Genomic DNA, 19,982 nt, shown 5'->3' on the forward strand with positions numbered 1-19,982 from the left:
CATCGATCATCCCTCGGCGTATCGCGACGCCCACGCAGGGTTGTAAACGGTGTCGAGATAAGGCACGCCGCGGTCCGCGCAGAGGAACAGGACCCTCGGCCTCGTGAGGCCGGTCGCCCGGCCGAAATAGCGCTGGATCGCCGCGTAGACCGTCCCCGTCGAGCCGCCGACGAGCAGCCGGTGGCGGTCGAGCATCGTCCGGCACGCGGCGATCGACTCCACCTCTGGGACGATCACGACGTCGTCGATCAGCGCCTCTCGCAGGAGGTCGGGCACGACCCCCGCGCCGATCCCCGGGATGCGGCGCGGCCGCGGCGGGCCGCCGAAGATCACCGACCCCTCGGCGTCCACCGCGACGATCTTCACCCCGCGGAAGTGCTCCTTCAGGCGCCGCGACAGCCCGGCGACCGTCCCCGCCGAGCTCACGGCGACGAACACGAAATCGAGCTCCGTGAACGCCTCGCAGATCTCCCGGCCCGTCGTGTGGAAATGGGCCATCATCCCGTCGGGGTTCTTGTACTGGTTGGGCCAGTAGGCCCGCGGGAGCGAGGCGCAGAGCGACTGCACGCGGGCGAGCCGCGTCTTGAGGAAACCCCCCGTGTCGTCCCGCTCCTCGACCTTCACGACCCGCGCGCAGAGCGAGCGGAGCACGTGCTCGTTCACCGCGGAGATGTGGGGATCGATCACGGGGATGTAGTCGAGCCCGAGGAGCTGCGCGTACGCGGCGAGCGCGATGGCGAAGTTGCCGGACGACGACTCCACCACCGTCGTCCGCGGGTCGATCTCGCCGCGCTCGATCGCCGACTTCAGGATCCAGAGCGCGGGGCGGTCCTTGATGCTCCCGACCGCGCTGCAGTACTCGAGCTTTACGAAGAGCTCGAGGCGCTCGTGGTCGAGCCGCACGACCGGCGTCTCGCGGAGCATGCTGACGAGCGTGGCCGCCCGCGAGAGGAGTTGTTCTTGATGAAGCATGCAGGCTTTACCACCCTCAAGGCGCTGGACAGGCACCCACGAACTAGGCCTCTCTCGGGCGCAGCGACACGAGCCGCTGCGACCAGAGCCCCTCGATCTCCAGGACCGCCTTCTGCATGCGCGCGGGCTCGCCGGCGCCGGCCTCCGCGAGCAGCTCGCCGATCGAGCGCGCGCCGTCCGCGCGCATCAGCGCCTCGCCCACGTCGGGCGACACGCTCGCCCGCGCGCCGGCGTCGTACGTGTTCCGCAGCTCGAAGACCGAGGTCGCGCGATCCATCGCGACGAACCTGTGGATCTGGTCGACGCGGACGTGCCTCGGGATCTCGAGCGCGAGCGTCGCGAGGTCCTCCCACGTCCACGGCCGCTTCTCGACGAAGTAGTCGCCGATCGCGAGGTAATGGAGCCCGGTCGTCAAGAAGCTCGTCACCACGTCGTGCGCGGAGTCGACGATCGGCTCCACGTTGTTGTTGAACGAGGTGTTGAGCAGCACCGGCACGCCGGTCCGGTCCTTGAACGCCTTGAGGAGGCCGTAAAAGCGCGGGTTCGACCGCTGCGACACCGTCTGGACGCGCGCCGTGCCGTCCACGTGCGTCGTCGCCCCGAGGACGCTCCGCTTGTCCTCCCGGACCTTGAGCACGAAGATCATGAAGGGGAACTCTCCCTCTCCGGCCGGGAGCTCGAAGAACTCGCGCGCGTCCTCCGCCAGCACGGCGGGCGCGAACGGGCGGTAGGCCTCGCGCTTCTTGACCATCGCGTTCACGAGGTCCTTGTTCGCGGCCGGCCTCGGGTCGGCCAGGATGCTGCGGTGTCCGAGCGCCCGGGGCCCGAACTCGGACCCGCCCTGCGCCCAGCCCACGGCGGCCCCGCCGGCGATGACGTCGGCGACGCGCCCCGGCAGATCCGCGGCGCGCTCGCTCCGGACGAAGCGGGACCAGCCGGCGAGCTCGCGGCCGATCTCCGCCTCTTCGCCGACGTCGCTGCCCCAGAACACGTGCTCGAGCCGCCGCCGCGACGTGAGGGCCCCCGCGGCGAGGTTCGTGTGCAGCGCGGCCCCGAGCGCGCAGCCCGCGTCGTGCGCCGCCGGCTGCACGAAGACGCGCTCGAACAGGCCCGAATAGAGGATCTTCCCGTTCATCGTGCAGTTGTGCGCGACGCCGCCGGCCAGGCACAGCCGCGTCTTGCCCGTCGCCTCGCGCTGGTGGCGGAGCACGTGCAGCGCGATCGCCTCCAGCGCCTCCTGGAGCGACGCCGCGACGTCGCGGTGCTGCTGCGTGAACGGGCCGCCCTTCTGGCGCACCTCGATCACCTGCGCGAGCGCGCCCACGCGGTCGCGGTACACCTCGTAATCGCCGTCCGGCAAGAGCGCGTAGAGCGCGCTCATCTGCGCGCGGTACCGCGCGGGATCGCCGTACGGCGCGAGGCCCATCACCTTGTACTCGTCGAAGACGCCGTAGCCGAGGAGGTTGATGACCGCGACGTAGAAGTTCCCGAGCGACTTCGACTCTGGCATCGTCGACAGGACGTCGATCCGGTCGCCCGAGCCCACGGCCACGAGCCCGGACAGGAAGTCTCCCGATCCGTCGATCGCCACGATCAGGCTGTCGTCGAAGCCCGACAGGAGGTAGGTGCTCGCCGCGTGCGCCTGGTGGTGCGGGACGAAGACGATCTTGTCCCGGTCGATCGGGCGCCCGAAGCCCTGGCCGAGCTTCGCCGCGAGCAGCGTGCGCGCGTCGATGCGCGGCAGCGCGCCGCCGGTCAGGAGGCGCACCCGCGCGAGGAGCGCGTTGCAGTACTCCTCGCTCGCGTAGAACGCGATCCGGTCCACCCGCTCGATGTCGACGCCGCGCCGGGCGAGGCAGAAGCGGATCGCCTCCATCGGGAACTTGTTGGAGTGCTTGATGCGGTTGAGCCGCTCCTCCTCGATCCCCGCGACGACCTCTCCGCCCTCCACCAGCACGGCCGCGCCGTCGTGCGTGAAGCTCTGCGGGATGTCGTACATCTCCTCGTGGGCGAAGCTCAGCCCGCCTGAGAGCCCCAGCGTCAGCATGTCTCCTCCTTGCCGCTCGCGCTCATCGCGCCATCGAGCCACGGCGACGACGCCGCGCCGTCGAACTCGCCCTCGCCGAGCGCGCGCCGCCCGTGGGCGCGCTCGATGACGGCGTTCACCTCCGGTCCGAGCGGGCCGAAGACGACCTCCTTGCTCAGCCGCTCGAGGACGCTGTCCCCGGCGTACGCGCGCGCGCCGACGATGCCGCGCGCCGCCGCGACGATCTCCTCGGCGCACCTCGTCCCGACGTACTTCGCCGCCCCGGCGAGCTCGTAGAGCCCCGGGAGCCGCTCGGCGCGGTCCCGCGCGCCGCGGATCGCGCCCATCGCCTCGCCCGCCTCGCGGACCGCCGCGCACGCGGCGCGGTAGCGGATCACGAGGCGCCCGACGTCGACGACCATGCCGTCCAGCTCGGCGAGCGGCGCGCCCTCCCGGGCGCGGACCGTCCGGAGGAACCGGCGCGACTCCTCGATCGCCCGGGCCGCGGCGCCGAGGTAGAGCGATGGAATCAGCGCCTGGTGCCAGACCATCTCGAACAGGAGGAGCTGAATCACCTCCGGTGTCTGGCCGCCGAGCAGGAAATCCTCCTCGGGCACGAAGAGGTCGTGGAAGACGATCCGGCGCGTGTCGGAGTCGATCATCGCGTCCGGGAACAGGTAAGGGCCGATCTCCACCGCCGCGTTGCCGCGCGGCCGCGTCATCAGGACCGCGGGGAAGCCCTCCTCGAGCGCGGTCGTGAAGATGAGGAGATCCCCCTCGGTCGCGAGCGACGTGTACGACGCGGCGCCGCTCACCACGTATCCGCCGTCGACCTTCCGGGCCCGCGTCCCCACCGCGCCCACGCGGTCTCCGTGCACCCGCGAGTTCGTGTTGGCGACGAGCCGGCGCTGCTCGACGATCTCGGCGAGCAGCGCGCGCCGCCGCGCGTCGAGCCGCTCGTCGTCGCCGATGGGGAAGGTGGCTATCGCGGAGCTCACGTAAAAGTGGTTCTCCACCGCGAGCGCGACCGCCGGGGAGACGCCCCCGAGCCGGTGCAGCACGTGCGCGCACGCGCGGAACAGGCCCGCCGCGTCCCCCTCGTAGACGAGCCCCAAGAACGGCAGATCCGTCGACCGGAACACCCGATAAAAGGCCGGGAGATCCCTGTCGGCGAGCGCCTTCTTCAGCGCGTCCTCCGCGAGCTCCGTTTGCCGCGCGAGGTCGATCCGCGGGCGCGCCCGGCGCCCGGCGCCCATGATCATGTCATTCGAGCTCACCGCTCTTCTCCTTGCATCCGTGCTGTTTCAACCCCGCGATCCCGGCCCGTCCGGCGCGCGCCTCACACGCGCGCCTCACCCGCGCTCGGCCGGCGCGAGCCGGATGAGTCGCTCCGTCCAGAGGGCCCAGAGCTCGCCCGCGACCTCGGCCCCCGCGCCGCCCGGCAGCGCCGCGACGGGCCGGGTCCCGTCGGCCTTCGCCAGCACGTCGTACGCGGATCGCGAGATCTTGCGGCGGAGCCCGCGGTCGTAGCTCGTCCGCAGCTCCCACGCGTCGCCCGGGCGCGCGCCGTCGTGCCACCCGCGCGTGCGGACCACCTGGGTCGAGCGCGGGAGCGACACGGCCATGCCGAGCCTGTCCTCGACCGACGCGCTCTTCTTGCGGACGAGCACGTCGTCCACGAAGGCGGCCTCGAGGCCGCTCGTGAGGAGCAGCGCGACGACGTCGTCGACCGTCTCGGCCGGCGGCTCCGCGCCGTCGTCGAGCGACGTCACGAGCAGCGCGCCGACCCCGGAGCGCTCCTTGAACGCGCCGAGCAGCGCGAACAGCCGGGGATCCGCCTCCTCGAGGACCACCCGCGCGCGGACCGTGCCGCCTTCGTGCAGCGCCGCGGCGAGCGCCGCCTTGCGCTCGTGCCGGACGCGGAGGGCGAAGCTCTTCCAACAGAGCTGCTCCGCCGGGCACGGCAGCATCAGGCACTCGGCCGCGTCCTCGGCGAGCATCGCGACCGAGATCGGCCGGTGCGGCGCGCGCCGCTTCATCGCGTTCAGCGCCGCCCGCCGCCGCTCGTCCCGCGGATCCGCGACGATCACCCGGCGCCCGAGCGCCACGAGCCCCATCTCCGAGCGGCCGTTCGCCCACCCGACGGCGGCGCCGCCGTCGATGAGCGCGGCGGCCTCGCGGGCCGGTGCGGCGCTGCGCTCCGCCGTCACGAAGGCGCCCCAGCGGCGCAGCGCGGGGAGCAGCGCGTCGGCGGTGCCGAGGTCCGTCCCCCAGGCCACGTGATCGAGCGCGGCGCGGCGCGGCGGCGCGTCGGCCGCGTAGAGCGCGGCCCCGAGGGCGCAGCCGGCGTCGTGCGCGGCGGGCTGGACGAACACCTCGTCGAACAGGCCGCTCGCGAGGACGCGGGAGTTGACGGCGCAGATCTGCGCGCCCCCACCGGCCAGGCACAGCCGCCGGACGCCGCTCGCGGTCCGGTGGTGCCGCAGCACGTGGAGCACGATCTCGGAGAGCGCCTCTTCGAGCGCGGCGATCACGTCCTTGTGCGCCTGCTCGACCGGCTCGCCGCGCAGCCTGCCCGGCGCCTTCGAGACCACGGCGGCGAGGCGCTGGAACGCGAGGTCGTAATCGCCGTCCGGCAGGAGCCTGTACACGTCGCGCATCGCGGCGCGGTGCACGGCCGGGTCGCCGTGCGGGGCGAGCTCCATCGCCTCGGCCTCCTCGAACGGGCTGTACCCGAGCGCTCGGATCGTGCGGTGGCACAGCTCGCCGAGCGACTTCTGCGGCGAGAAGGCCGCGAGCTCCGTGAGGCACGACCGGGCGCCGCGCGTCGATGTCCCGGTGAAGACCCCGCCCTCGTTGTCGATGACGTAGACGAGCGACCGCTCGAAGCCCGACATCGCCGCCGCGCTCACCGCGTGCGTCAGCCGGTGCGGCACGAAGACGATCCGCTCCGGATCGATCGCGCACTTCATCTCTCGCTGGATGGCCGCCTGGAGCAGGCCGCGCGCGTCGGGGACGCCGGCGAGCTCGGGGAACGCCGCGCGCAGGCGCCCGACGAGGAAATTGGCCGTCTCCTCGCTCGAGTAATACGCGATCCGGTCCACGTCCTGGAGGGAGACGCCCCGCTGCCGCAGGCAGGCCCGCAGCGCGTCGAACGGGAACTTGTTCGTCCGGCGGACGCGGTTCAGCCGCTCTTCCTCGATCGCGGCCACCACCTGCCCGTCCTCGACCAGCACGGCCGCCGCGTCGTACGTGAAGTATTGCGGCGCGTCGTAACGGCAGTCGTAGACGGGATCCAAGCCTCCGGCGAGGCCCAGAGTCAGCATGCGCTCCTCCATCCTTCGGTTGGGACGTTCGCCGTCCTGTTCGTCGATTTCGTCCCTACGGCAAACGCTGTACCAGCGAGCCGTGCGGACATTCCGGCGGATGGCCTCGGGCGGGCGCGATCGTTTTGTTAGAACTCTTTAAGAAGCCGGAGAAACGTGGAGCGATAGGGGGCGAGCGAGGCGCGGATCTTCTCCGAGGTGCGCTCGAGGCTGTCGGCGCTCTGGAGGTCCTTCGGCTTGATGCCGAGCTTTGCCAGGCGGCTGTAAACGTAAGGTAAAGAGCGGTTCATCCTCCGCGACAGCTCGCGCGCGCTCCTCGTCTCCCTCGCGCACTTCAAGAACAGGAGATCGTCGAGCTTCTCGATCTCCTGCGGTTGAATCTGCGGGGCCGTAGCGGCGTCGTCCGCGAGCTCGCCCTGCTGGGCCAGGAGGTCGAGCGCGCACGCGGCCCGCCAGTTCTCCTCGACGGTCCGCTCCGGGTCTCGCACGAGGAAATACCGCTCGACGGCGTTGCGGAGCTCGCGGACATTGCCCCTGTAAACACCGCTGCTCGCGAGCTCGCCGAGGGCGCTCACCTCGCGCGCCGAGGCGGCCGCGCGGTAGCGTTCGCTCATCTCCCCGGCGAGCACCCGCGTGAGGCCGCGCAGATCGTCCCTGCTCGGCGGCGGCACGACGATCGTGAACACGCTGAGCCGGAAGAACAGGTCGGACCGGAACGTCGTGTCGAGCCCGGCGGCGAGATCGCGGTTCGTGGCGGCGAAGATGCGGACGTCCACGCTCTTCTCCTCGCAGCCGCCCACCGGCCAGAACGAGCCGTCCGCGAGGAAGCGGAGGAGCTTCGCCTGCGCCTCCGTCGGCAGCTCGCCGATCTCGTCGAGGAACAGGCTGCCCCCGGAGGCGAGCTCCACGACGCCGCGCTTCGAGGCCGTCGCCCCCGTGTAGGCGCCGCGCACGTGGCCGAACAGCTCGCTCTCGAAGAGCGTCTGCGTCAGCGCTGCGCAGTTGACCGTGATGAGCCGGTGCTTCGAGCGCCTGCTGTGCTGGTGGATGTCGCGCGCGAGGATGTCCTTCCCCGCTCCGGTCGGCCCGACGATGAGGACCGAGCAGTCTGCGGACGCGGCCTGCTTCGCGTACTGAAGGGCCCTGCTCCGCGCGTCTGAGTGCGCGACGAATCTCCAAGAGCTGGTCATCAATGCATCTCCTGATCCTGTAGGACGAACGCTGCTTGTCTGGCGCCGCCCGCACGGGCGGGGCCATTGCAAACATATCGCAGCTCGCCTAGCGCCCTCGGCCTCTCACCGGGCGAGGGAGCGCGGCCGGGCACCGAACCAGGAAACTTCTCGACACGGAAGTCGCGGGCGCCGGCGCCGGGGCGCCGAGCGGCGCGTCATCGCATCTGGAGGAGGGGAGAGGGGAGGAGGCCCGAGCGGGGAGGAGGCCCGAGCGGGGAGGAGGCCCGGAAGGGAGGAGGCCCGGAGGGGAGGAGGCCCGAGAGAGGAGACCCGAGCGGGGAGGAGGCCCCGCGCGCGGCGCCGCGAGGACCCCCCGCGGCGCCGCGGCGGCGGAGGGCTCAGGGCGCGGCGGCGGCCGTCAGGCGGTCGACCACGGCGCGGTTCGAGTCGTCCGTGTGCCGGCAGTTGTCGCAGCGGCCGCAGTCGGGCGCGCCCTCTCCGGCCGCGGCCTCGCCGGGCTCCTCGAAATAGGCCTTCAGGGCCGCCATCCGGCACGACGGGCTCTCGGCGTAGCGCATCACCGCCTCGAGCCGCTCGCGGTCGCCCGCGCGGCGCTCTTCATAGGCCTTGAGGAACGCGTCGAGCTCCGCCTCGTCGGCGAAGTCGCGCAGCCGGCGCACGCCGCGGCTCCGGTCGACGATGCCGGCGGCCTCGAGCAGCGCCACCACGACCTTCACCTTGCGCTCGGGCAGGTCCGCGACCTCCGCCAGCGCCTTCACCGGCACCCCCGCCCGCCGCTTGCCCTCGGCCCGCTGCGCCTCGAGGCGGCCCAGGGTCTCGTAGATTCGGTAGCTCTCGTCGGGGCGCGGGTACTTGCCCCCGAGGAAGAACGCCTGAATGCGCCGGTCCTCCACGCGGTACAGCAGGACGCCGCGGGCCGGGCGGCCGTCGCGCCCGGCGCGCCCGGCCTCCTGGTAATAGCTCTCCAGCGAGTCGGGGAAGTGGTAGTGGACGACGTAGCGGATATCGGGCTTGTCGATGCCGAGGCCGAACGCCTTCGTGGCGACGATGAGGCGGTACTCGTCGCCCATGAACCGCTGCTGGGCCTCCTCCCGCTCCCTCGGGCGCATCTGCCCGTGGTAGCGGCCCACCGAGATCCCCTGATCCGCGAGCCACCGGTGGAGATCGTTCGCGGTCCGGACCGTCGCCGTGTACGCGATCCCGACGCCGCGCTCCTCCTCGAGGACGCGCAGGAGCCGCTCGCGCTTCTTCTCCTCGTTCGGCGTGCGGATCACCTCGAGCGACAGCTGCGGGCGGTCGATGCCGGTGTTCACGACCGCCGCGGCCCGCATGCCGAGCTGCTCCACGATGTCGCTCGCCACCTCGGGCGTCGCCGTCGCCGTGAGGGCCAGCACCGGCGGCCGCCCGAGCGCGGCGATCGCGTCGCGGAGCCCGAGGTACGCAGGCCGGAAGTCGTGGCCCCACTGCGAGACGCAGTGCGCCTCGTCGACCACGAAGAGCGACACGCCCGAGCGCCGGAGCAGGTCGATGTACTCCGGGTTCTCGAGCCGCTCCGGCGTCACGTAGACGAGCGGGAGCTCGCCGCTCTGGATCCCCTGGGCCGCCTCCCGCTCCTCGGCCGTGGTCAGCGTGGAGTTGAGCTTTGCAGTAGGGATGTCCGCCTGCGCCAGCTTCTCCTGCTGATCCTGCATCAGCGAGATGAGCGGCGAGACGACCACGGCCGGGCGCGGCAGGAGGAGCGCTGGCAGCTGATAGCAGAGCGATTTGCCCGCCCCCGTCGGCAGGAGCCCCAGGGCGTCTCGCCCGGCGAGCACCGCCTCGATGAGCTCACGCTGGCCCGGCCGGAAGGTCTTCACGCCGAACCGCTCGCGCGCCATGTGCCGGATCTCTTGCCAGCTCGGCGCGCCACGCCGTTGTTCCATTCGCGCGAGCATGGCGCGCTCGCGAAGGGCGCGCCATGCTCGCGCGCCTTCGATTGCCGCTCGGCGCGGCGATGGCCAGTGAGGGCGGCCCTTGGGGCAAAACGTCACTGAGACGAAAAGCCACACATCGGCTGGAGCGCTCCGCGCCGGCACACCGGAATGAAGGCCTGTCATGACGAAGAGGAGCGGACGCGAATCGAGCTCGAGGACGGCCGCGCCGCACGGGCGCCGCGACGGCGCGCCGGCGAATGGCGCTTGGGCTCAGCGCAGGTCCGGGCGACCACGGGCGCGCTCTGCTGCCATTCCCTAGTTGCCTCAGGTTCTTCCTTCATCGGCGATCCGGAGCCGCGGGATCGCGCCGCGACCCTGACAGATCGCACCCTGCACGAAGCCTTGTTCGAAGTAGATTCTGCGCCGGAGGCACACGACGAATGACGGAAGCGTCGGACGATCAGAAGATGAGCAGCCAGGCAGACAGCGCGGCGCGAGAGGCGGCGCGGCTTGTCGAGGCGGCGTGCGACGGCGTGGCGCCGCGGCTGCCGCGCGCCACGTACCGCGTCCAGCTCAACAAGGACTTCACCTTCGAGCAGGCGCGGCGCGTGGTCGCCTACCTCGACGCGCTCGGCGTCAGCGATCTCTACTCGTCGCCCTTCTTCAAGGCGCGCCCGGAGAGCCTGCACGGCTACGACCTGGTCGATCACAACGCGCTGAACCCCGCGATCGGCGGCCGCGACGACCTCGACCGGCTCACGGGCGAGCTCGCGGCGCACGGCATGGGCCTCCTGCTCGACTTCGTGCCCAACCACATGGGCGTCGGCACCTCCGACAACGCCTGGTGGAACGACGTCCTCGAGAACGGCCCGAGCTCGCTCTACGCGCCGTTCTTCGACATCGACTGGGCGCCGCTCAAGACGGAGCTCAAGCACAAGGTGCTGCTCCCCGTGCTCGGCGACCACTACGGGCGCGTGCTCGAGCGCGGCGAGCTCAAGATCGAGTTCGAGAGCGGCGCGTTCGTCCTCCGGTACTTCGATCACGTCTTCCCGGTGAACCCGCGGACGTTCGGGATGGTCATCGGGCCGCTCGTGCCCGGCCTGACCGCCGCGCTCGGCGAGGAGCACGACGCGCTCCTCGAGCTCCAGAGCATCCTGACCGGGCTCCGCAACCTGCCGCCGCGGACGGAGACGCAGCGGGCCAAGGTGATCGAGCGGCGGCGCGAGAAGGAGGTCCTCAAGCGGCGGCTCGCGACGCTCGTCGCGGACTCGCCCGACGTCGCGGCGGCGGTGGCGGAGGGCGTCGAGCGCATCAACGGCAAGGCGGGCGATCCGCGGAGCTTCGACGCGCTCGAGGCGATGCTCGAGGAGCAGGCCTACCGGCTGAGCTTCTGGCGCACCGCCGCCGAGGAGATCAACTACCGCCGGTTCTTCGACATCAACGAGCTCGCGGCGATCAAGATGGAGCACCGGCCGGTCTTCACCGAGGCGCACCGGCTCGTCTTCGAGCTCTGCGAGCGCGGCCAGGTCACCGGCCTGCGCATCGATCACCCCGACGGCCTGTGGGATCCGATCGGCTACTTCGAGGACCTGCAGCGGGGCTACCTAGTCGAGCGCTGCCGCCGCCGCTTCCTCGCCGAGGCAGCGGGCGAGCCCGAGCCGCGGAGCCTCGACGACGCGCGCCGGAGGCCGCCCGCCGCCGCCCGCTTCGCCAGGCTGGAGCCGGCGATCCGCGCGGCCATCGAGGAGCGCGTGGGCGCCGGGGGGGCGCACGGCGCGCAAGGCTCGTCGATCGAGCGGCCGATGTACGTCGTCGTCGAGAAGATCCTCGCCCGCGGCGAGACGCTGCCCGAGGCGTGGCCCATCCACGGGACGAGCGGCTACGACTTCACCGCGGCGGTGGGCGAGCTCTTCGTCGACTCCTCGAGCGAGGCGTCGATGACCGCGATCTACGAGCGGTTCATCGGCGATCAGCTGGAGTTCGACACGCTCGTCTACGAGAAGAAGAAGGTGATCCTGCGGACGGCGCTGGCGAGCGAGCTCAACGTGCTCACGCACGCGCTGAACCGGCTCACCGAGCGCGACCGCCGCTTCCGCGACTTCACCCTGGGCTCGCTCAACGACGCCCTGCGCGAGGTGATCGCGTGCTTCCCGGTCTACCGCACGTACGTCAACGAGCGGACGCCGACGATCTCGGACCACGACCGGGTCGCGATCGGCCGCGCGATCGCCCTCGCGCGCCGGCGCAACCCGACGATGGAGGCCACGATCTTCACGTTCGTGCGCTCGGTCCTGATGCTCGATCCGGATCTCTTCCGCGAGGAGGACCGGCGCCACTTCTGCGAGTTCGTGATGAAGTTCCAGCAGCTCACCGGGCCGGTGATGGCCAAGGGGCTGGAGGACACGTCGTTCTACATCTACAACCGGCTCGTGTCGCTCAACGAGGTCGGCGGCGAGCCCGAGCGCTACGGCGCGAGCGTGCTCGCGTTCCACCGCGCCAACGTGCAGCGGCAGAAGACGTGGCCGTACTCGATGCTCGCGACGTCGACGCACGACACGAAGCGTAGCGAGGACGTCCGCGCGCGCATCAGCGCGCTCTCGGAGATCCCGTCCGCCTGGGAGGAGGCGCTCCAGCGCGCCGCCGCCGCGGCCGCGCCGCTCAAGGCCGAGATCGAGGGCCGCCTCGCGCCGGACAGCAACGAGGAGTACCTCTTCTACCAGACGCTCCTCGGGAGCCTGCCGATCGAGCCGCTCCTCGGCGCCTCCAGCGGCCCGCGGGCGCCCGAGGGCGACGCGCTCTCGGCCTACGCGGGTCGCCTCGTGGACTACATGCGCAAGGCCACGAAGGAGGCGAAGGTCAACACGTCCTGGATCGACGCGCAGCCCGAGTACGACGCCGCCGTCGAGGCGTTCGTGCGCAAGGCGATCGCGTCCGCGGACGTCCTGGGCGCGCTCCTGCCGCTCGCGCGCGTGGTCGCCTACCACGGCATGTGGGGCTCGCTCTCGCAGACGCTCCTGAAGCTCACGTCGCCGGGCGTGCCGGACATCTACCAGGGCAACGAGGTGTGGGACTTCAGCCTGGTCGACCCCGACAACCGGCGCGCGGTCGACTACGCGTCGCGCGAGGAGGCGCTCGCGGAGATCCGCGCGCGGTGGAACGGCGGCGACCTCGCGCTCGCGCGCGAGCTCTGCGCCGAGGCGCGCGACGGCCGCATCAAGCTCTTCGTCACGCACGTGGCGCTCGAGCTGCGCCGGCGGCACCCGGCGCTCTTCGGGGCCGACGGGGCCTACGCCCCGCGCGCCGTGATCGGCGAGCGCGAGACGCACGTCGTCGCCTTCGCGCGCCGCGACCCGAAGGACGGGCGCTCGGCCGTCGTGATCGCGCCCCGGTTCAGCGCGCGGCTGCTCGGCGGCGCCTCTGCCCCGCCGACGGGGAAGGTGTGGGCGGGGACCTTCGTCGACGTGGAGCCCGGCCTCTACACGGATCTCTTCACCGGCGCCGAGATCGAGGCGTCGCCTTCCGCTTCCTTGCCGCGCGATGCCGTCGCGACGTCCGAGCCAAAGGACGGCGCGGCGCTCCCGCTCGACCGCGTGCTTTCCGATTTTCCCGTCGCCCTGCTCGTGCGGGCGACGCAGCGAGGTCAGTGACATGAAGGCGATTCGCACGATGGGCGCATGGCTCGAGGGCGGCGCGGTCCGCTTCCGGGTCTGGGCGCCCGACCACGATCGGATCGAGATCGTCACCTACGGCAAGGACGGCGAGGAGATCACGGGCGCGCTGCCCGCGGCCCCCACCGGCGGCGGCTACTTCGAGGCGACGGCGCCGGGCCTCGGGGCGGGCGCGCTCTACAAGGTGCGCATCGACGGGGAGGGGCCGTTCCCGGACCCCTACTCCCGCGCGCAGCCGTTCGGCGTGCACGGCCCGTCGGCGGTCGACGACCCCTCGTTCGTGTGGACCGACGCGGGGTGGAAGGGCGTCGCGCTCGAGGATCTCGTCCTCTACGAGGTGCACGTCGGCACGGCGACGCCGGAGGGCACGTTCGACGCGCTCATCGGGCGGCTCGCCGACCTGCGGGCGCTCGGGATCACCGCCATCGAGCTCATGCCTGTCGCGAGCTTCCCGGGCGAGCGCGGGTGGGGGTACGACGGGGTCGATCTCTTCGCCCCGGCAGCGGCCTACGGCGGCCCGGAGGGCCTCCGCCGCCTCGTCGACGCGGCCCACGCCGCGGGGCTCGGGGTGATCCTCGACTGCGTCTACAACCACTTCGGCCCCGACGGGAACTACCTCCGCGCCTACGCGAAGCGCTACTTCACCGATCGCCACAAGACGCCCTGGGGCGACGCGGTGAACTACGACGGCGAGGGCGCCGAGCAGGTGCGCGCGCTCGCCATCGCGAACGCCGAGATGTGGATCCGCGACTTCCACATCGACGGCCTCCGCCTCGACGCGACGCACGCGATCCTGGACGACACCGAGCCCCACATCCTCCGGGAGATCGCCGAGCGCGCGCGGGCGGCCGGCGCGGGGCGGCGCGTCGTCGTGATCGCCGAGGACAGCACCAACGACACGCGCCTCGTGACCCCCGTCGAGCAGGGCGGTTACGGCCTCGACGGCGTGTGGGCCGACGACTTCCACCACGAGCTCCGCGTGCTCTTCGCCGGCGATCGCGACGGCTACTTCGAGGACCACCGGGGCACGGCCGAGGACATCGCCGCGACGATCCGCAAGGGGTGGCTCTACGAGGGGCAGGTCTCGAAGCACTCGGGCAAGCCGCGCGGGACGCCCGCCGCGCCGGTGCCGCCGCCGCGGTTCGTGCACTGCATCCAGAACCACGATCAGATCGGCAACCGCGCGGTCGGCGACCGGCTCGGGGACAAGGTGAGCCCGGCGGCCTTCCGGACGATGTCGGCGCTGCTCCTGCTCACGCCGTACACGCCGCTCCTGTTCATGGGCCAGGAGTGGAACGCGCGGACGCCGTTCCAGTACTTCACCGATCACAACGCCGAGCTCGGCCGGCTCGTCACCGAGGGCCGCCGGCGCGAGTTCCAGTACTTCACGTCGTTCGGCGGCGCGGAGGTGCCGGATCCGCAGGATCCGCGCACGTTCCAGCGCTCGAAGCTCGACTGGAACGAGCGGCAGCGGCCGGAGCACGCCGGCGTGCTCGCCTGGTACCGCGAGCTCCTCGGCCTGCGCGCGTCGCACCCCGCGCTGCGGAGCCGCGCGCGCGACGCGTTCTCGGCCGAGGCGCTCTCCCCGGACGCGGTCCGGATCGAGCGCCGCGGCGGCGAGACCGCCGTGGTCGCGCTCGTCGCGCTCCGCGGCGCGCTCGACGTGGACCTCGGCCGCCCGGAGGCGCGGGTGCTCGCGTTCAGCGAGGAGCCGCGGTTCGGCGGCGCGGCGCAGCGGGCGCCGCTCGAGCGCGGCCGGGCGGCGTTCGAGGGCCCGGCGGTCCTGCTCGTCGAGGTGCCGCTCCGGTGACGCCCGTCACGTTCACGCCCATCGGCGTGGTGCGCACCCCGTTCCCCGACCGCGTGAGCGCGCCGCGGCAGCCGCACGCCGCGGCCGGGGCGGAGGGCACGATCGAGCTCGTGCCCGGCCGCGGCCTGGAGCACGCGCTCTGCGACATCGAGGGGTGGGACTACCTCTGGGTGGTCTTCTGGTTCCACCTCAACGAGGGCTGGCGCCCGAAGGTCCTGCCGCCGCGGAGCGCCGGCAAGCGGCGCGGCGTGCTGTCGACGCGCTCGCCGCACCGCCCGAACCCGATCGGCCTCAGCGTGGTCAAGCTCCTCGGGGTGGACGGCCTCACCTTGCGCGTGAGCGGCGTGGACATGATCGACGGCACCCCGGTGCTCGATCTGAAGCCGTACGTGCCCTACGCCGACGCCTACCCGCACGCGCGCACCGGCTGGGTCGCGCCGCTCGCGCCGGGCGAGGCGCCGGCGGATCCGGAGCCGGGGTTCGAGGTGGTCTGGAGCGAGCGGGCGGCCGAGCAGGCCGCCTGGCTCGACGCGACGCACGGGGTCGCGCTGCGGGAGCGGGTGGACCGCGCGCTCGCGCTCGGCCCGCAGCCGCACCCTTACCGGAGGATCCGCGCCGACGGGGACGCGATGCGGCTCGCGGTGACCTCGTGGCGGGTGCGGTTCAGGGCCGAGGGGAGGCGGATCGAGGTGCTGTCCGTGGCGACCGGCTACCGCGAGAAGGAGCTCTGGAGCGGAGACGCGCCCGAGCTCGCCGCGCACCGGCAGTTCGTGGAGCGGTTCGGACGCGGCTAGCACCGCGCGTGAGGATCAGAGATCCCGCCAGGGATCTGCCTCGCGAGCGAAGAGAGAGTTCAACGCAAAGACGCAAAGGCGCAAAGACTCAAAAATACATCATATTTGTTCTTTTTGCGCTTTGCGCCTTTGCGTTGCGCTCTCTCCGGCTCTCCGGATGGCATGCCGGGAACTCCGCATCAGCGGTGCGTCTCCGGCCCTTGCGGAACGAGCTGAGCGCAGACAAAGCGTCCACGGCGTTTCGCCGGCAATGCCCGGTGGAATCGCGCGACGCGAATCGAATGAGTGTGATCTCCACGAAGCAGGGGCGCAGGGCTGAGCCGCGGAGGGCTGAGCCGCGGGGGGCCGAGCCGCGCGGGATGGATCTGCACTTCCGTCTGCTCGCCGAGAGCATCCCACAGCTGGTCTGGGTCGCGGGCAGCGACGGCTCGTGCGATTACGTCAACGGCCGCTTTCGCGAGTACACCGGCCCGGCCGCGGACCAGGTGACGCGCCTGGGCCTGGCCGCCGTCATCCATCCGGAGGATGCGGTGCGCTGCTCCGCGGCGTGGCGGGCGGCCGTCGAGCGGGGCGCGGCCCTCGAGCTGGAGTTCCGTGTGCGGCGGCATGACGGCGCCTACCGCTGGTTCCGCGGCCGAGCCGAGCCCGTCCTCGAGGATGCGGGCGGCCGGGCGGGCCGCTGGCTCGGCACGGCGGCCGACATCGACGAGCGGGCGCGAGGAGAGGGGGCGCCGCGCGGGCAGAGCGAGGCCGAGCTGCATCCCGGGTCGACCCTCCTGGCTCAGGCCGGCGAGGAGCGCCTGCGCGAGAGCGAGGAGCGACTGCGGCTGGCCCTCGAGGGCGGCCAGCTCGGCGTCTGGGAGCTGGATGTGCCGAGCGGGGGCCTCTTCTGGTCGGAAAAGGCGTGTGAGTGCGCGGGCATCGACGCGGCGCAGTTCGGCGGCACCCTCGACGATTTCGAGCGGCTCCTGCACCCCGACGACCGGGACGAGGTCTGGGCGCGCTTCGACAGCGCGATGCGCGGCGAGGCGGACTGCTCCGCCGAGTTCCGCATCCTCCATCCCGACGGGCAGGTGCGCTGGGTGCACAGCCGCGCGCTGGTGCAGCGGGATCGCGACGCGCGCCCGCGTCGGCTCGTGGGCGTGGTCGGGGACATCACCCCCCGGAAGCTCTCGGAGCTGGCCCTCCGGGAGAGCGAGGAGCGCTTCCGCAACATGGCCGATCAGTCGCCCGTGATGATCTGGATGACGGGCTCCGACGGCCGCGCCACGTACGGCAACCGGTGGTGGACCGAGTTCTCGGGCCAGGACGACTCGGCCTACCTCGGCTTCGGCTGGCTCGACGCGATCCACCCCGAGGATCGCCCGGCCACGTTCGAGATCTTCCGGCGGGCCGAGGCGCGGCGCGAGCCCTTCCGGGTGGATTACCGCCTGCTCCGGCGCGACGGCGAGTACCGCTGGTGCATCGCGTCGGGCTCGCCGCGGCTCGGCCCGGACGGCGAGTTCCTCGGCTACGTCGGCTCGGTCATCGACATCACCGAGCGCAAGCAGGCCGAGCTCCTGCTCCAGGAGAGCGAGGAGCGATTCCGTCGCGCCGTGATGGCGATCCCGTTCCCCATCATGATTCACGCCGACGACGGCCGGGTCGTCGGCGTCAACCCCGCGTGGACCGACATCACCGGCTACGCCAGCGAGGAGATCCCCACCATCGACGCGTGGCTCGACCGGGCGCACCCGGCCCAGAAGGACGTCGTCCGCGCCAGGATCAAGGCCCTGCACGCGCTGGACGGCGCCTCCACGGGCGAGCTCGAGGCCGCGGTCACCACGGCGCGCGGCGAGCAGCGCACGTGGCTCTTCCGCGGGGCGCCGCTGGGCAAGGACGCGGCGGGCAGGCGGCTCGTCATCAGCATCGCCCACGACATCACCGAGAGGAAGCAGGTCGACGACATGGTCCGGAAGAGCGAGGCGAAGTTCCGGACGCTCGCCGACGCCATGCCGCAGATCGCCTGGACGGCGCGCCCGGACGGCAGCGTCGATTACTACAACCGCAGGTGGTACGAGATCTGCGGCCTGAGCGAGGGCGAGGTGACCGGCGACATCTGGGTCTCCTTCGTGCACCCGGACGATCGCCGGAGGTGCACGGACAGCTGGCGCCGCTCGGTCCTGTCCGGCGAGCCGTTCGACATCGAATACCGCTTCTGGGTCCTCGCTGCCCGCGAGCACCGCTGGTACCTCGGCCGCGCGGTGCCGGTGCATGGGCCGTCGGGCGAGATCGTGAAGTGGTATGGCACCTGCACGGACATCCACGATCGGAAGTGCGCCGAGGCCACGCTGAGGGAAGCGGACCAGCGCAAGAACGAGTTCCTGGCGATGCTCGCCCACGAGCTGCGCAACCCGCTCGGGCCCCTGCGCAACGCCGCCGAGCTCCTGCGGCGGTCCGGGCCCCAGCAGCCGTCGACGGCGTGGGCGTGCGGCGTGCTCGAGCGGCAGGTCTCGCACATGGCCCGGCTGGTGGACGATCTCCTCGACGTCTCGCGCGTGGCCCGCGGCCGGATCGAGCTGCGCAAGCAGCGCTGCGACCTCGCGCTGCTGCTCCGGCAGACCGCCGAGGACTACCGCAGCACGCTGGAGGCGAGCGGCCTCGCGCTCGCGCTGGAGATCCCGGCCGAGCCGCTGTGGGTCCACGGCGACCGGACCCGCCTGTCGCAGGCCATCGGCAACGTGCTGCACAACGCGAGCAAGTTCACCCCGGCCGGCGGACGGGTGACGGTCGCCCTGTCGGCGGCGCCGGAGAGCTCGGCCGCGATCCGCGTCCGCGACACGGGCATCGGCATGGAGGCGGCGATGCTGGCGCGCGCGTTCGAGCCGTTCAGCCAGGCCGACTGCAGCCTGGACCGCAGCCGGGGCGGGCTCGGCCTGGGCCTCGCGCTGGTCAAGGGGCTCGTCGAGCTGCACGGCGGCGCGGTCTCGGCCGAGAGCGCGGGCATCGGCCGCGGGACGGAGGTGGTCCTCCGCCTGCCGCTCTCGCGCGAGGTCGCGCCGTCGGCCGAGAGCGCCGCGCCGGGCTCGGACCTCGCGGCGCGATCGCTGCGCATCCTGATCATCGAGGACAACGTCGACGCCGCGGAGACCCTGCAAGCGCTGCTCGCCATGGAGGGCCACCGGGTCGAGGTGGCCCTGTCCGGGCCCGCGGGCGTCGACGCGGCCCGCGCGTTCCTGCCGGAGGTCGTCCTGTGCGACATCGGCCTCCCCGGCGGGATGGATGGGTACGGCGTGGCGCGCGCCCTGAAGGGGAGCCCGGGCACCTCGCCCTCGCTCATGATCGCGCTGACCGGCTACGGCCGGGAGGAAGATCGGCGCCGGGCCCAGGAGGCCGGCTTCGCGATGCACCTCGTCAAGCCGATCGAGCCGAGCGCGCTGCAGACCGTCCTCGCCTCGATCGCGGCGCGGGGGTGAGCGGAGGCGGGCGCGGGCCGCCTCGACGATCGATCACCAGGCGGTCCACCCGCCGTCCACGGCCATCGCGTGCCCGTTGATGTACGTCGCGCGGTCGGAGAGGAGGAACGCGGCCGCCTCGGCCACCTCGTCGGGCGATCCCAGGCGATCCATCGGCTCCAGGGCGAGCAGGGCCTTCTCGTCGACCAGGTTGTTCTTGATCGCGCTGTCGTACATGGGCGTCCGGATGGGCCCCGGGCACACCGAGTTCACGCGGATGCCGCGCTTCGCGTACTCGAGCGCGGTGGTCTTGGTCAGCCCGACCAGGCCGTGCTTGGAGGCCACGTAGGCCGGGAGCGACCCGACGCCGGCCAGGCCCGCGACCGACGCGTTGTTCACGATGGCGCCGCCTCCCTGCTTCAGCATCTGGGCGAGCTCGTATTTCATGCAGAGGAACGGGCCCTTGAGGTTCACGGCGAGGGTGCGATCCCAGTTCTCCTCGGTGCAGTCGGCCGTGGCCGCGATCGCCCCGTCGATGCCCGCGTTGTTGAAGGCCCCGTCGAGGCGGCCGTGGCGCTCGACCGCGCGCGCCACGATCGCCTCGGCGTCGCTCGCCCGCGTCACGTCGGCCCGGACGAAGACGGCGTCGCCGCCGCGCTCCTGGATCCTCCGCGCCGTCGCCTCGCCGTGATCCTCGTCGATGTCGGCGAGGACGAGCCGCGCTCCGTGACCCGCGAACACGAACGCGGACGCCTGTCCGATCCCCGAGCTCGCGCCCGTGATGGCGATGATCTTGTCCTCAAGCAAGCGTGCAGTCATGGGGCCCTCCTTAGTTCGCACGCTAAC

General features: G+C 72.1%; 11 protein-coding genes. 4 read left to right on the plus strand and 7 right to left on the minus strand.

Features of this window, described 5'->3' with window-relative positions; all coding sequences use genetic code 11:
* Positions 1-6: 6 nt before the first annotated feature.
* The 6 genes from sbnA to WMF26_RS14365 all read right to left on the minus strand — a co-directional run bounded on the left by sbnA (position 7) and on the right by WMF26_RS14365 (position 9,439).
* Entirely contained in the window at positions 7-972 is a 966-nt protein-coding gene (gene sbnA, locus WMF26_RS14340) for a 2,3-diaminopropionate biosynthesis protein SbnA (protein WP_437946756.1), read from the minus strand.
* Positions 973-1,015: 43 nt separating this feature from the next.
* Positions 1,016-3,019: a carbamoyltransferase family protein gene (locus WMF26_RS14345; protein WP_438000795.1), complete on the minus strand. Its 2,004-nt coding sequence runs from the start codon at positions 3,017-3,019 to the stop codon at positions 1,016-1,018.
* Complete coding sequence (locus WMF26_RS14350; RefSeq protein ID WP_438000796.1) at positions 3,013-4,275, minus strand: acyl-CoA dehydrogenase family protein; 1,263 nt, start codon at positions 4,273-4,275, stop codon at positions 3,013-3,015. Before WMF26_RS14350 ends, WMF26_RS14345 begins: the two co-directional genes overlap by 7 nt.
* Positions 4,276-4,350: 75 nt before the next feature.
* Complete coding sequence (locus tag WMF26_RS14355; RefSeq protein ID WP_438000797.1) at positions 4,351-6,324, minus strand: carbamoyltransferase C-terminal domain-containing protein; 1,974 nt, start codon at positions 6,322-6,324, stop codon at positions 4,351-4,353.
* 128 nt (positions 6,325-6,452) lie between these two features.
* Positions 6,453-7,514 (minus strand): sigma 54-interacting transcriptional regulator, encoded by a 1,062-nt coding sequence (locus tag WMF26_RS14360; RefSeq protein WP_438000798.1) that lies wholly within the window; start codon positions 7,512-7,514, stop codon positions 6,453-6,455.
* Between the two features lie 380 nt (positions 7,515-7,894).
* Positions 7,895-9,439, minus strand: a complete 1,545-nt coding sequence (locus WMF26_RS14365) for a RecQ family ATP-dependent DNA helicase (protein WP_438000799.1) — start codon at positions 9,437-9,439, stop codon at positions 7,895-7,897.
* Positions 9,440-9,870: 431 nt separating this feature from the next.
* Between WMF26_RS14365 and treY the strand changes: the two genes are divergently transcribed.
* From treY to WMF26_RS14385, 4 genes are all read left to right on the plus strand, one after another.
* Positions 9,871-13,077, plus strand: a complete 3,207-nt coding sequence (gene treY, locus WMF26_RS14370) for a malto-oligosyltrehalose synthase (protein WP_438000800.1) — start codon at positions 9,871-9,873, stop codon at positions 13,075-13,077.
* A 1-nt stretch (position 13,078) separates the two neighbouring features.
* Positions 13,079-14,908: a malto-oligosyltrehalose trehalohydrolase gene (gene treZ / locus WMF26_RS14375; protein ID WP_438000801.1), complete on the plus strand. Its 1,830-nt coding sequence runs from the start codon at positions 13,079-13,081 to the stop codon at positions 14,906-14,908.
* Positions 14,905-15,702, plus strand: coding sequence for a tRNA (N6-threonylcarbamoyladenosine(37)-N6)-methyltransferase TrmO (gene tsaA, locus WMF26_RS14380; protein ID WP_061626095.1), 798 nt, complete (start codon positions 14,905-14,907; stop codon positions 15,700-15,702). The genes treZ and tsaA overlap by 4 nt, the downstream gene beginning before the upstream one ends.
* Positions 15,703-16,061: 359 nt before the next feature.
* A complete protein-coding gene (locus tag WMF26_RS14385) occupies positions 16,062-19,157 on the plus strand; it encodes a hybrid sensor histidine kinase/response regulator (protein ID WP_438000802.1) in 3,096 nt (1,031 codons plus the stop codon).
* 33 nt (positions 19,158-19,190) lie between these two features.
* On the opposite strand, the gene WMF26_RS14390 is transcribed toward WMF26_RS14385, so the two are convergent.
* Complete coding sequence (locus tag WMF26_RS14390) at positions 19,191-19,955, minus strand: glucose 1-dehydrogenase (RefSeq protein ID WP_437946765.1); 765 nt, start codon at positions 19,953-19,955, stop codon at positions 19,191-19,193.
* Between the last annotated feature and the right edge of the window lie 27 nt (positions 19,956-19,982).

This window comes from Sorangium sp. So ce185 (assembly GCF_051526825.1).
In the GTDB taxonomy this organism is placed as follows: Bacteria; Myxococcota_A; Polyangia; order Polyangiales; family Polyangiaceae; genus Sorangium; species Sorangium cellulosum_D.